Here is a 13,900-nt window from a genome sequence, read left to right as displayed (position 1 = left end):
GATCAATTTATAGCGTGACCACCCCGCGAATGGTAATAACCGCTGCACCTGCTACTTTAATGACCGGCTTTGCTTCATTCGGAATGACCGTGATACGAAGCAATCCTGGTCTGCCGATGGCATCACCTTGAGCAATGCGCAGATGAGTGATTTCTTGCTGAGGAATGATCCCTTCCAAATACAGATATCCGGCTAATGCTCCGTTTGCTGCTCCCGTTACAGGATCTTCGGGTATACCAATGCCAGGTGCAAAATCCCTTGTATAAAGATCACCATCTTTTGTGGATTGAAACGTATAAAGATGAGTCGTTGTGATATCCTGCTCTTTATTCATTTTTCCTAAAGCTGCTAAGTTTGGTGCAGCTTGATCAATGTCATCCTGATGTTTCAGCGGAACAAGGAGATGCCAGTTTCCGGTGTTTGCTAATTTTATAGGATAGGATGGATCAATCCTGTCACTGCTTATACCGAGCATGTCACTAAGCTCTTCTACATCCATGATAAAATCTCGCGTCTTTGGCGTAACCTGTGTCATCTCCACATCCACAACTTTGCCATTCTCTTCGTGCCATACAACGGGAACATGGCCGATCTTTGTTTCTAACACAACCCCTGATTTTTCTTTAGCCATCCCTAGCTCCGTCGCTAAAAGCCAAGTCAACCCAACCGTCGCATGCCCGCAGAAATTGACCTCTTCCGTTGGAGTGAAATACTTCACTCGATAATCGGCTTTCTCATCATGTGCCGGTAGTAAGAAAACGGACTCGGGTAAGTTCAACTCCTTGGCGATATTCTGCATCTCATCCTCCGTTAACCATTCCCCATCCAACACCACCCCAGCGGCATTACCTCCAAATTTCTCAGTTGTAAACGCATCGACATGATACACTCTAATATCTTTCATCTGACGAATCCTCCTAAACATGTTGTTATGTTCATCATAAATTTGTATGATGCATTAGTAAAATGAATCTTTTTGATGTGATGAATTTGTATGATTAATGCAAAATGAAAAATCGTTCGATATCACCCTCTATATCTATGAATATGGATTTTATACAAGTCTTTAGACTCAACATTAAACCTTGTACCTATATTGGTTAAAATGTATAATATTTGTATATAAAAACATTAATAGGAAAAGAGAGGATATCTTTATGAAAATAGTCCTGAAAGTAGTAGCTTCTATTCTTTGTATGATGATGTTGAGTTTGAATATACAAGAAAATGTAAGTGCCGCAGAGGGTGGAACGAAAACAACGGTTGATCGTTATCAATATGGTGATAACTATTTGACGGGTAAAACAACGCCAAATGCGATTGTCGCATTTGCAGATTGGGGTGTTCCTGCTAATTGGAAATCTAAATATATGCACTACGCAACAGCAGATAGTAACGGAAACTTTAAGTTGTTCTCTTCAAATTTTAGTTCAGGCCAAACGATAGAGCTAGATACGTATGACCAAAATGGGACAAAGCTTTCTTCAAACAAAGTGTATGTTTTCAAGGAATCGTTTACCTCATTAGATCCGATATATGATACTTCTCAGGAGCTAACTGGGAAAACTGTGAAGAACACAAAAGTAGAGGTCATGAAAGATGGTGAAGTGATTGCCTCAGGAACATTTAATGATGCCATTCATTTAAAGCTTCCTGTCCTAAATGCAGGCACATTCCTAACAGTGAAAATGACGACTGGCAGCAATATCGACGTTTACAAAAAAATTGTTAATCCTAATAAAATCTCACTTATTCCTACGACAAAATGGTCTAAATCAGTGAAAGGCCAAACGGGAATTCCATATGCAAAGATCGTCTTTAAAAACGAGAAATCTGGTGTCATCAATCAATCGGTGACAGCAGATGGAGATGGAAATTTTGAATTTAGTGTAGACAAAGATACCCTAAAGCTCTTAGACCAAAATAAATTACAAGTCATGGAACCAGCATATGACAATGTTTTGAATGAAAGATTTTTTCGTATCAGATCGACGGCTCCAACAATCAACCCATTTACCCAGCTATCAACATCAATTAGTGGAACCGCAACTCCAGAAAGTATCATCCATATTCTAAATGGAGAGGACCAAATCATTGGAGAAGGTCAGACAGACGCTAAAGGGTTTTATGAAGTTCCTGTTTCAAAGCTAATCGGTGGCGACTTAATGACCGTAAAGTCGTTCATGGCTGATAACCCGACTGAAGCAAATCAATCTCAAGAAGATGTACAGAAAGTATTTGTGGAAGAAATCGATGACTCAAGTGATACCATTAATGGTATCAGTACTTTTGGGGATAAAGCTGTTGTAGAAGTGCAATCTGATGCATCGAATAACACAATTAAAGCGATGTCCAAGCTCAGCACAAGTTCCACGAAAAAGAAATATGGACCATTTGCCATTACGCCAGGCAAAAACTTCAAATTAAAAACGGGAAAATTAAGACAGGGGTCTAAAGTGACGATCACGTTGCTAAGTGGAAATAGACAGGTCTCTCTGCCTGCTGTAACCGTCAAAAAAATCGTCACATCTCCGCTTGCAGCATCCCAAGTGAAGGTGACGAACAATAAAGGGAAAAACGATACGGTAACGATAAAAGGAATCAAAAAACAATCCGTCATCAAAATCTTTAAACAAGCTTCTGGTGGAACAGCGATTGCCCAGCAAACTGCATCGAGCACGAACATGACGATTTCCATGAAACAATTGGGTCAAACAAGTGGAACGCTTTATATCAGCATGAAAGAACCTAGTCTAAAAGAGGGAAATCGAGTACCAATTCGCTATCAGGGTGAAAAATCAGACGCTCTAAAAGTCAACCAGATCAAAATCAATAATCTTAAAAATAAAAATGACGTCATTACAGTGAGTAAGCTTAAGAAAAAAGACGTCATCAAAGTTTATTCAACAAACGGCAAACTACTAGCCGCATCAAAACCGGCTAACAGTTCATCCATCAAATTGTACGTCAAACAAGTTGGGGCTAAGAGCGGAAAAGTATTTGTTACACGAAGCAGTGACAAGATGTTGGAAAGCGGAAAACAGGCTGTTTCTTTTAAAGGTGAGCCATCCTCTGCATTAAAAGGCAGCCAAATCAACATCGTCAACAACAAGAAGAAAAATGACGTGATCACCGTCAGTAAATTAGCGAAACAGGACCTTGTTAAAATCTATAACCAATCAGGAAAATTAATTGGTCAGTCAACGGTCTCTAAAGGTAAGGTTGTAAAGGTGACCATCAAACAACTAGGCGCTAAGGGCGGAAAGATCTACGTTACCGTTACAGGAAAAGGAATGTCAGAGAGTAGTAAGATAGTAAAGACGTTTAAGGCTGAAAAGTAGATTTTCCTAATAAATGATCACACTTAATTTCTATAACAATCGTCATTCATTTTAAGGGTGACGATTTTATGTTCAGATCGTATTTTCAAAATAACTCCAATCATAGGATGGTGCCAATCTTGAAAAAAATAAAATATGTTGTCCTAACGGCTATTATCTTTTGTTGCAGTATGTGGTCTTCAAGTGTTCAAGCTCAATCCGGTTATTTCAACACATATACAACGTATACTGGAATGTCAGGCTCTGGATTCTACACCTCTATGCAAGGAATGTGTGTCGACCGTAACAATAACATGATTTATGCTGCAAAAATAAATACTTCAACCCAGCTGACACAATTGTACTCTATTAAAATGAACAGCTCGTCAAGCAATAGAACAGTGAAGCTTCTTAAAAACTCTGACACGAATAGTACTAGCTATGATTTAGGACATGCCAATGACTTAGCTGTCAAAGCCCAAAAAGGAGATGAGCAAGTTAGTATTTATGTAGCCCCTATGACCGATGGTGTCAAGTATGTAAAAAAGATCGTGAAGCTACAAGTGAACACGAAAAAAAGTACATACAAAGTGGCTAAAGCCTATGTCCTTCAGTACCAGGGAACGAATTTATCAGTTAGCGGCATCACGTATTCTGTTGGAGCAGACAAATTTATTGTGAGGTCTGGCAATCGCTTTTTCATTGGAGATTTTAATGATCAAACAGGAAAATTTGAGTATGAGGCCACATTTACATTAAATTATACAAAAGCAGTGATAAATCAATCAGTGGTAGATGTTTCGAAGTACATTCTTCAAGGAATTTCTTTTTACCAAGGAACATTATATGTCCCTTTATCTAAGCCAGATCCCAACGGAGGGGCTTCTAATGCGAGTGTTATTCTCACGTATCCGTTAAATATCAACCAAATGATCAAAGAGCAAAAGGGAACAACAACAATAGATTTTTCAAAAGAGTTGTTTACTAGAAATGACCTATCTTTCCGAATAACGAGCAGTGCATTTACTCTTTTTGAGATAGAAGCTGTTGATTTCGATGACGGAACGTTATATTTTAATACGAATCGTGGGAAAAAAGGGACACAAGAAGATATGATCGCAACATTCAATGACTATAACTACTACAAATGATACCAGCATTAAAAAAAGCTCCTCAAAAATGAGGGGCTTTTTCCTTTCATCACCCATAATAATTATTCGCCTGAATAAAAAATTGGGATTGCATGTAGTTATAAGTGATTTTCGAGAAGTCGAAAGGCTGGCCGTTTGTGAGATGAAAGACGGTTTCGACGCGAAGAGCAGGATCATTTTGCTTAAGTCCGAGGTGCTTCGCTTCAGTTTCGTTTAGTTTGCCAACTTGCAGGTACATGTCAGAAAAGCCCACTTTAAGACCAAGGCCTTCACTAATGAATTTAAATACAGAATCGGCTGCAATTTCTGTGTTGAGGTAAGGAATAATGGTTTTCCGGTAATAGGACTCTTCTAAACATAAAGTTTGTCCATTGATGTAACGAATGCGTTTAAGGTAGAAAACATCCTCATCTGGTTCAATGTTTAAATTCAGCGCAGCTTCTTCTGGCGGTTTGACGGTATCTAACGTGAGAACTTCTGATGTCAGTTGAAATTCCTCTAAATCTTTTTTAAATCCTTGGTTGGATAAAAGGCTGATATAGCCTTTGCGCCTGTGCCTTCTCACAAAGATGCCGCTGCCCCTCACCTGATAGACAATCCCTTTTCTTTCGAGTAAATCTAATGATTTGATAATTGTACTTTTGCTCACAGCAAATTGATTCATGAGCGTCTCAAGCACAGGGAGTTTGTCTCCTTGCTGCAGCTCATGTGTGACAATATATTTTTCAATATCGCTCGCAATTTGTTGATACTTTAACATAGCCATTCCTCTTTGTTTTCACGATTTATTGTCTTTGTATTATAGCACATCCCGATTTCTCTTTGATATGCAAACTCAAATTATATATGTATTGATAAATTGTACCGGTATAATTATAATGTACATATACTAGTAGTGATAAAGGGGGGTTTTATATGTCAAAAGTGAGGGATTATCAAAAGCTTGCAGAAGACATCTTAGAAGCAGTTGGCGGAGAAGAAAATGTGGTGAGTGCTGCAAGATGCGCCACGAGGCTGCGTTTGGTGCTGAAGCGTTCTAATCCAAAGGCAAAAGAAGCAGTCAACGCCATGCCTGGTGTCATTACAGTGGTGGAAAACGGTGGTCAGTTTCAGGTTGTGATCGGTCAGCATGTAGGTGAGGTATATGAGCATTTTTCCAACCTTGTTCAGCTCCAAACGTCGGATGATGATCAGCCGAATGAAAACAAAGGAACGATTCTGAATCGGGTCATTGCGACCATGTCCGCTGTGTTTGCGCCATTTGTGTATATTTTAGCCGCAGCTGGTATTTTACAAGGTGCACTTATCTTAATAAATTTGATATTTCCAAGCTTCTCGAAAACAGGAACTTATGAAGTGTTTAGCTTTATTTCTTGGGCACCGTTTACGTTCTTGCCCATTTTTATTGCGATAACTGCAGCCAAGCATTTCAAAACAAATATGTATATCGCGGTTGCTTGTACAGCAGCGCTTGTCAGTCCTTCTTGGACAGAGATTGCTGGACGTGTAGCATCAGGGGAAGGTGTGACCTTTTTAGGGATTGCGTTATCTGAAACGGTTTATACATCATCCGTCTTGCCACCGCTTTTCTTAGTATGGATTCTTTCCTATGTAGAAAAATTCTTAAACAAACGAATTCATGAGGTTGTCAAACCGCTATTTGTCCCATTTCTATGTATGGTCGTCATGGTTCCGTTAACCATTCTATTAATCGGTCCTCTTTCGACAGCAGGTGCAAATGGGATTGCAAACGGATACAATATCTTAGCTGAAAATGTACCAGCTCTGGCAGGGGCCATTATCGGCGGTTTCTGGCAAGTACTCGTGATTTTCGGTGTTCACTGGGGCATCACGCCAATGGTACTTGCGAACTTTGAACAATATGGACGTGACTCCTTTCAGGCATATCAAACCATCGCTGTTATCGCTCAAGTCGGTGCGGTGCTGGGAGTTATTTTAAAAGCAAGAAATCGGGAAACACGGAAAGTTGGGGTTTCAGCTGGAATCACAGGACTCTTCGGTATTACGGAGCCTGCGATTTACGGTGTCACCTTACGTTTTAAAAAGCCGTTTATTTTCGGGTGTATTTCTGGAGCAGTCGGTGCCATTGTGGCCAGCTTCTTTACGCCTTATTACTTTGCATATGCAGGGCTGCCTGGCCCTCTGACCATTGTGAACGGAATCAGTGCAGATTATCCAACGTCTATCATTGGTATTTTGATTGGTGTGGCCATTGCGCTGATATTACCAGTTGTGCTTATTCAATTGTTCGGTTATGGGGAAGATACGTTAGACCAGCCAGCTGGTGAAACACCTGTTAAAGATCAAGGCGGAGAAACGACACAAGCTTCTATGAACAATGAAGAAATGATCACGGCTCCACTTACAGGAAAGGTGCTTTCGTTATCTGAAGTGCCAGATGCCGTATTTAGCTCTGGAGCGATGGGGAAAGGCTTTGCCATTCATCCGACCGATAACAAACTGTTTGCACCGTTTGATGGCAGTGTCGTCATGCTTGCACCAACAAAACATGCGATTGGTCTGCGTTCTGAATTTGGTGTGGAGTTACTTGTTCATGTAGGAATTGATACGGTCTCTCTAGATGGATCGGCATTTACACTCAATATCAAAGAAGGCGACAAGGTGAAAAAGGGTGACTTGTTGATGACATTTGATCAGGAAGCAATTGAAAGCAAAGGATTACAAACAATCACACCTGTTATCCTTACCAATACCCAAGCATACGAAGATGTGATTGTAGAGAAACGTTCGACATGTCAGCCAACTGACGTCATGATGACAATTGTGAAATAGGAGGAATAGATAATGACTTTACCAAAAGATTTCTTATGGGGCGGGGCATTAGCCGCTCATCAATTCGAAGGTGGATGGAATGCAGCTGGCAAAGGGCCGAGTGTTGTAGATGTCATGACAGCAGGTGCTCATGGTGTTCCAAGACAGATCACGGAAACGATAGAAGAAGGAACTTTTTATCCAAACCATGAAGCCATTGATTTCTACCATCGTTACAAAGAAGATATCGCCATGTTTGCTGAAATGGGATTAAAATGCTTGCGAACATCGATCGGCTGGAGCCGAATTTTCCCTAAAGGGGATGAAGAAGAGCCGAATGAAGCAGGCTTACAGTTTTATGATGATGTGTTTGATGAGCTGATTAAACATGGAATCGAGCCTGTCATTACACTGTCTCACTTTGAAATGCCCCTTCATTTGGCAAGAGAATACGGCGGATTCCGAAGCAGAACAGTCGCTGAATATTTCGCGAAATTTGCGGAAGTATGCTTCAATCGTTACAAGGACAAGGTTACGTACTGGATGACATTTAATGAAATCAATAACAAAATGGACGTCAACAACCCGTTGTTCCTTTGGACAAATTCAGGGGTATCTGTCAAAGAAGGCGAAAATGCCAAAGAAGTCATGTATCAAGCGGGCCATCATGAATTGCTTGCAAGTGCATGGGCAGTGGCAAAAGGAAAAGAGATCAATCCGTCCTTTCAAATTGGAGCGATGGTGTCCCACGTGCCAATTTATCCATATTCCTCAAACCCAGAAGATGTCATGCTGGCAGAAGAATATATGAGACAGCGCTATTTCTTCCCAGATGTCCAAGTACGTGGCTACTATCCAAGCTACGCGTTAAAAGAATTTGAGCGCGAAGGCTATCATATTCCATTTGAAGAAGGCGATGAAGAAAGTTTAAGAAAAGGAAAAGTAGATTACCTTGGCTTTAGCTATTATATGTCAACAACGGTCAAAAGCGATGCAGTATCTGATCACAAAGGAGACATTGTCAATGGAGCACTGCCACATGGTGTAGAAAATCCGTATATCAAATCAAGTGACTGGGGCTGGTCCATTGATCCGACAGGTTTAAGGTATACATTGAATCGTTTTTACGATCGCTATCAAATCCCGCTATTCATTGTGGAAAATGGCTTTGGTGCCATTGATCAAGTGGAAGAAGACGGTTCTATTCATGACCCAGAGCGAATTCAATATCTCGCTTCTCATATTCAAGCACTGAAAAAAGCGGTTGAATATGACGGTGTGGACCTCATCGGCTACACACCTTGGGGCATCATTGATATCGTGTCATTCACAACCGGTGAAATGAAAAAACGCTACGGCATGATTTATGTTGACCGTGATAACAAAGGTAATGGTTCAATGAAGAGACTCAAAAAAGATTCGTTTACTTGGTATCAAAACGTCATCGCAACGAATGGTGAAGAAGTGTAATAAAGAAATGACTGGACCGGATGAGCGTGGGATTCGCTTGTTCGGGTTTTTTTATTTCCTATGCTTCAATGTAGCCTGAATACAAAGAAAAAAGAGAGTGATCACAATAAAATAATTCATTGGATTGTGAAAGATATTGATGCTAAATGCTAATTGAAGAAGAATCCAAAAACCGAATATCACTGTAACAGCTGGGATGATTTTTTTATACACATTGATTCTCCTTTCGAGAGTAGTTTGTTTTTAGGTGGCATTGTCTCATATCATTGCAGAGATGAAAAGAGAGAAAGATATTAATAGGTTCTATTGCATAATTTGGTATAATTGGTCTATAAAAACGATAAATGGTAGATAAAGAATAGGAGTTGTTGAAATGAATCAAACTCTGCAAATGGGTGCCAATACCGTACTAAACTCTCCAAAGGGGCAATTATCCATCAGTTATGAAGTCTCATCTGCAATTGATATTTCTTTAACGGCGTTTCTCTTAACAGATTCAAATCTAGTTCAAGGAGATAATGGCATTATTTTTTACAATCAGCCGGAGAGTACTACGGGTGTCGCGACACTTTTACCAGCAGAGGTATCAGATCAGTTGAAAAGACATCAATTGAATTTTGATATGAGCAAAGTGCCTGTCGGAATCACAAAGATGGCTATTACACTAACAGAGGATCGAGGAATCGGCTTTTCTCATGTGAAGAATCTGCAAGCAGAAATTCGAACAGGTGATGAGGAGCTATACCTAACACCAGTAAGCTTTACAAATGAAAAGGGTATTGTCGTAGTAGAGCTATACATAAGAAATAGTGAAACGAAAGCACGATCCATCTGGCGTGGCTTCGATTCTGGATTGGAAGGGCTATGCAAGCTTTATGGGGTGGAGGTTGAACCTGATGAACAGGATGTTTCTACACCTCCTCAAATGGTTTCTGAAAAACAAATTAATGAGCCTGCTCCAATGAACACAGCCGCTAAAGAGAAAGTCTCTGCACCTATTAGCTTAGAGAAAGTTCAAGGTAAAATTAGTCTAGACAAAGGTCATAAACCGATCATCATTGACAAAACACCAGAGATTACGGCTACAGTATCTTGGGAGTCTGGTACCGATTATGATATTTACGCGTTGATCTATACGAAGTCAGGAAAACAAATAGATGTGGCCATGTTTGGCGCAAAAGGTGTTCCCGCTCTCAAAAGTTACGGTAACGGGGCTGTTGAGCATATGGGAGATGTCGGTAGAGATCGTGAATCAATGAAAACAGAAGTCATTAAACTAAGGTTAAATGATGATATCCTTGCGGTGGTACCCGTTGTTTACTCTGCTCAATCAAATGGAACAGGTTCTTTCTATAGATATAGAGTGTCTATGAGTATCGATAATCATCAAGGAACGTCTGTCACGATTTATGCAAAACATGCAAATGACAATGATCGAATTTATTCTTGTGTTCCTGGTATACTTCAAAACACAAATGATGGCGTGATCATCCGTCCACTAGAGCTTTACAGCAAGCCGAATTCCGAGCGCAGACCTAAATTAAAAATGAAGTCTTCAAATGAAATTGATGTTTTGATGGATAAAGGACCAATCAATGACTATAAGTAACGTGAACATGTGGCTAGACAGAGTATAATGAACTGTCTGGCCTTTTCTATATCTCTACAATGGATAAACTCGTTTATCCAAATTAGAGGGTAAATTGAATAGAAAGTCCATTCCATTTTTTATGTCATTTGGCCTATTTTTCCGTTTTGGAGGTCACGGTAAAATAGACTTTATGATCAATAATGGAGGGAGTGGCTTAATCTGGGCAAGATACTTGATGCAAAAGCACTAACCAATGCCATGGATACAAGGGCAAAACACTATCAGGAACTCCGTGAACAAATGATAGATTTAAAAAAGGCACTTCAAGGTGTTGCCAATCTCGGTGACGACTTCACTGGAAAAGGTGCCGATAACATTAAAAGCTTCTACAAAGAACTCGCCGGAAATGTGGACATGTTTATTAGCTTCATTGATAAACAAAAAGCCTTTCATGAAGGTGTTTCTGGGACACTTGATGATACAAACTTTGGCGGCAACACCTTTGTAGAAGAACACTTTTTAGACAACGCTGTACATATGGGAATCAAGAATGCCAAAAGCATCGTGAAGGATCAAAAAAAGGCACTCAAAATGATTTTTCAAGATATTGACGACCTCATTTCTCTGGAGGTATTTGATAGTAAAACCTTTGACGAAAAGATTGCAGATGCGGAAGGTGAACGGAAGAAAACGGTTAAAGATTTAATAGAACTTGATCAAAATCTAAAAGATGAATATGCTTTGTCAGAGACTGAGGAGAAGGCTACAATGGCATTGTACGCAGAAATGATCAATGCCACAAATGACGGAAAATCCATTTCGCCTATGAATTTTGACAAGAAAGCGTATCAAAATAGCGAAATCTACAAGGCAAAAAGCGATATTGAGAAGCAAACTTCTGAATATCTAAAAATCAAAAAAGATCAAGAAGAAGCCCGCAAGATCGCAAAGGAACAAGAAGCGCTCGCCAACCGTCCTTGGTATGAAAAAGCCCTTGATTATGGGGGAAACATTGTCAATGAGCTAACCGGTGTGAATGATGCAAAACGAGCAGCAACAGGCATTGATCCAATAACAGGCGAGGAACTCACGGCAGGCCAACGAGTCGCTGCAGGTGGCATGGCAGCAGCAGGCTACATCCCGATCGTCGGTTGGGCAGGACGCATTTTCAAAGGAGGAAAAGCCGTCTATAAAACGACTCAAGCCGCGTCAGCCGCAGTCAGAGCAGTCGACATTTACAAGACATCACAAAAATCTTTTGACGCCCTGAAAACGTCTCAAAAAGGCTTATATGGACTCACCGCAACCAACGGCTTCAGCGAAGCGATCACAGGCCGAGATATGTTTGGAAATAAGATCTCGAAAGAACAGCAGGAAGCGAGTATGAATGCAGCGCTTGGGATGCTTTTGCCGTTTGGGGCAAAAGGGTTTCATGGGAAGATGGGTGTAAAGAGTTCAGGTATACCTAATATTTCAAAAAGGCATGATGAAATTGCTCATAAAAGTTATTATGGTAGAAAAGATTTTAGAATAAAGATAAATAGTGCAGTATATTCTCATCATGATAATAAGCATTTAAAGGCTAGAACTGCCGAAGAAGCGAAACGTTTTAGTGAAACCGGAAGACGAAATGCTCAATACCTACCTGAAATAAATAATAAAGTGATAGAAAAAGAAGCTCTTCAAAGAGGGCATATCATTGATAATGGCAATAATAATTTTTACTTCATTTATGATACTGGTAAAGTTGTTGGTTATGATAATGGAAAATCTACTAGTTGGATTAGAGGAGAACTAACGAGTGGTAATGTGTATCACGGTCATCCAATAGCTGGTGATAGATTAAATAAGTATTTAAACAAATTAGGAATAAAATAACTATAAAATTAACAAAGAGGTCGGATAAAGATGAGAAAGCATGTGAAACTTGATATTCCGGAAGTAAACATTCATCCCTTGAGGATAACTGAAGGTTGGAATGTCCGTTATAATCATTTTTGGGAAATTGACCCTAGAAAGTTAGAAACAGAAGATGAAAGATGGTTTATGTTCACTGAAAGTTTGTTACAGCTTTATCATGAGAAATCATCAATAACATTGGACTTAGGTTGGTATCCCGATTTATCTTCAGATGGCAACTATCTTGTTCTAATAGTTAAAAATACAGATTGGGACAATCCTATTCAGGAGTTTAGCTCTGATGACTATAGCAAAGTGATAGATTTTATAGAATTTCATTTAAAAGAAATTACATATAACTGGTGGAAATAAAACTGTATGTATTTCTACGAGGTTAATAAGGCTATTGCTTCTCTGTTTTGCCGTTTCTATGGTGGTGGTCTTATAATGAATAAAAACCAAACAATGCTTAAAAAGCAAAATATGTGGAACCATCATTGGAGCATTAAAAATGTATATAGAACTGGATAAAATTTTATCCGCTGATAAATACTAGTAAGTGAGATACTCTTGTATTTTAGCCTAAACGATTGGGGAGAACTATCAAAACAGGTACTCAATAAACCGATAGAGTGGCAGCGAAAAATTGCGTACTGTCTCGATAATGAGTGCAATGAATATGAGTTTCATATTTTATTGGATTTGCTGAATACTAATGATGTTGAATTATTTGAGATTTGTATTGATACATTAAGAAGTTATCCTATTGAAGAGGGTACAAAAATAGTACTTTGATTGGTTTTATACTGATCAAGATTATTTAATTTACACTTTTATTCGGATTTTAAACAACATAAGATTCATTATTACGTACATGTAATTATACAAAGTCCCCATTTATATTGATTTCCTAGATTTATATCCGGAAATTTTGAAAAAAAGCATAGTTATCTAGAAATCAGTTCATTCCACCGTGTAGCCTGGTGGAATTTTCAAGGGGGAGATGTCTAGAGAGCAATGTTTATACGCCTTGTGGAGGTGCTCCTATGAATAATAAAGGAAAAACAAAAATCGAAACCTTAAAAAGAAAAAGCAGAAGAAAGCACTTAATAAACGAATTAAGCTATATGACACTTCCAGAACCCCCTTTTTTGGAGGTCGAAGAGAATCAATTTTTTTGTCAGAAGGTATTTACTTTCCTGCAATCGAGAGAACATAAAAGTCAAATACATGGAGACAACGATCTAGAGCATATTGAAAAGTCTACACAAATGTTAAATGAAATGGTCGGGAGGATAAAAGAGACTCCTAAACAAGGGAGATTGCTTTTTTTCCGAGATCATGAAATTGAAGCGCTTTTAGTGAATGTGGATGAAGTGTTTCATCATTTAAATCAACTTCTTGAGCAAACCAAATTTTTAAGTGGATACGGAGATTTCATTTTAATAGCAGAGGATTTTCATTTTGGATTATGCATAGAGCGTACAGAATATTTTTATGAGTTTAGTTTTTGGGGAATGTGAGTTTAGATCAAGCTTCATTTCAAAAAATGACAGGGATTTTTCTCTATCACCATTTCCCTCAAATTTAAGCAATTCACTATCATTACCTTTCACATTCATATAAAATAAGAGCTAGTGAAAATTTGAAGAGATGCTTGATAAATGAAGGGCATG

The 13,900-nt window shown here is 39.0% G+C and carries 10 protein-coding genes; 8 read left to right on the top strand and 2 right to left on the bottom strand.

The genetic code is table 11. The features are described from left to right. Positions 1-7: 7 nt before the first annotated feature. Positions 8-904 carry a PhzF family phenazine biosynthesis protein gene (locus tag ID12_RS04450; RefSeq protein ID WP_050826789.1) on the bottom strand — a complete coding sequence of 299 codons (897 nt, stop codon included), beginning with the start codon at positions 902-904 and terminating at the stop codon, positions 8-10. Positions 905-1,157: 253 nt separating this feature from the next. Between ID12_RS04450 and ID12_RS04445 the strand changes: the two genes are divergently transcribed. Continuing rightward, positions 1,158-3,341 carry an Ig-like domain-containing protein gene (locus ID12_RS04445; RefSeq protein WP_050826788.1) on the top strand — a complete coding sequence of 728 codons (2,184 nt, stop codon included), beginning with the start codon at positions 1,158-1,160 and terminating at the stop codon, positions 3,339-3,341. A gap of 119 nt (positions 3,342-3,460) precedes the next feature. Continuing rightward, entirely contained in the window at positions 3,461-4,471 is a 1,011-nt protein-coding gene (locus ID12_RS04440; RefSeq protein WP_186366145.1) for a hypothetical protein, read from the top strand. 49 nt (positions 4,472-4,520) lie between these two features. Here ID12_RS04440 and ID12_RS04435 read toward each other — a convergent pair whose 3' ends face one another. Beyond that, positions 4,521-5,231, bottom strand: a complete 711-nt coding sequence (locus ID12_RS04435; protein ID WP_046527583.1) for a GntR family transcriptional regulator — start codon at positions 5,229-5,231, stop codon at positions 4,521-4,523. 155 nt (positions 5,232-5,386) lie between these two features. Between ID12_RS04435 and ID12_RS04430 the strand changes: the two genes are divergently transcribed. From ID12_RS04430 to ID12_RS04400, 6 genes are all read left to right on the top strand, one after another. Next, positions 5,387-7,285, top strand: a complete 1,899-nt coding sequence (locus tag ID12_RS04430; protein ID WP_050826787.1) for a beta-glucoside-specific PTS transporter subunit IIABC — start codon at positions 5,387-5,389, stop codon at positions 7,283-7,285. 9 nt (positions 7,286-7,294) lie between these two features. Then, entirely contained in the window at positions 7,295-8,734 is a 1,440-nt protein-coding gene (gene bglA, locus ID12_RS04425; protein ID WP_116306569.1) for a 6-phospho-beta-glucosidase BglA, read from the top strand. Between the two features lie 373 nt (positions 8,735-9,107). Beyond that, complete coding sequence (locus ID12_RS04420) at positions 9,108-10,343, top strand: TerD family protein (protein ID WP_050826785.1); 1,236 nt, start codon at positions 9,108-9,110, stop codon at positions 10,341-10,343. A 201-nt stretch (positions 10,344-10,544) separates the two neighbouring features. Then, entirely contained in the window at positions 10,545-12,203 is a 1,659-nt protein-coding gene (locus ID12_RS04415) for a ribonuclease YeeF family protein (protein ID WP_080987764.1), read from the top strand. A 30-nt stretch (positions 12,204-12,233) separates the two neighbouring features. Next, entirely contained in the window at positions 12,234-12,596 is a 363-nt protein-coding gene (locus ID12_RS04410) for a hypothetical protein (protein ID WP_046527526.1), read from the top strand. Positions 12,597-13,270: 674 nt separating this feature from the next. Next, positions 13,271-13,747 carry a YxiF family protein gene (locus ID12_RS04400; protein ID WP_050826784.1) on the top strand — a complete coding sequence of 159 codons (477 nt, stop codon included), beginning with the start codon at positions 13,271-13,273 and terminating at the stop codon, positions 13,745-13,747. The last annotated feature ends 153 nt before the right edge of the window (positions 13,748-13,900 follow it).

The organism is Bacillus altitudinis (assembly GCF_001191605.1).
Classification (GTDB): domain Bacteria; phylum Bacillota; class Bacilli; order Bacillales; family Bacillaceae; genus Bacillus; species Bacillus altitudinis.
The sequence above is the reverse complement of the archived record's forward strand: the minus strand, read 5'-3'. Positions and strand labels throughout refer to the sequence as shown.

What these genes read in the sequence shown, in the direction of transcription:
- ID12_RS04450 (WP_050826789.1), bottom strand. Translation starts at nt 904, where the DNA reads ATGAAAGATATTAGAGTGTATCATGTCGATGCGTTTACAACTGAGAAA.
- ID12_RS04445 (WP_050826788.1), top strand. Translation starts at nt 1,158, where the DNA reads ATGAAAATAGTCCTGAAAGTAGTAGCTTCTATTCTTTGTATGATGATG.
- ID12_RS04435 (WP_046527583.1), bottom strand. Translation starts at nt 5,231, where the DNA reads ATGTTAAAGTATCAACAAATTGCGAGCGATATTGAAAAATATATTGTC.
- ID12_RS04430 (WP_050826787.1), top strand. Translation starts at nt 5,387, where the DNA reads ATGTCAAAAGTGAGGGATTATCAAAAGCTTGCAGAAGACATCTTAGAA.
- ID12_RS04420 (WP_050826785.1), top strand. Translation starts at nt 9,108, where the DNA reads ATGAATCAAACTCTGCAAATGGGTGCCAATACCGTACTAAACTCTCCA.
- ID12_RS04410 (WP_046527526.1), top strand. Translation starts at nt 12,234, where the DNA reads ATGAGAAAGCATGTGAAACTTGATATTCCGGAAGTAAACATTCATCCC.
- ID12_RS04400 (WP_050826784.1), top strand. Translation starts at nt 13,271, where the DNA reads ATGAATAATAAAGGAAAAACAAAAATCGAAACCTTAAAAAGAAAAAGC.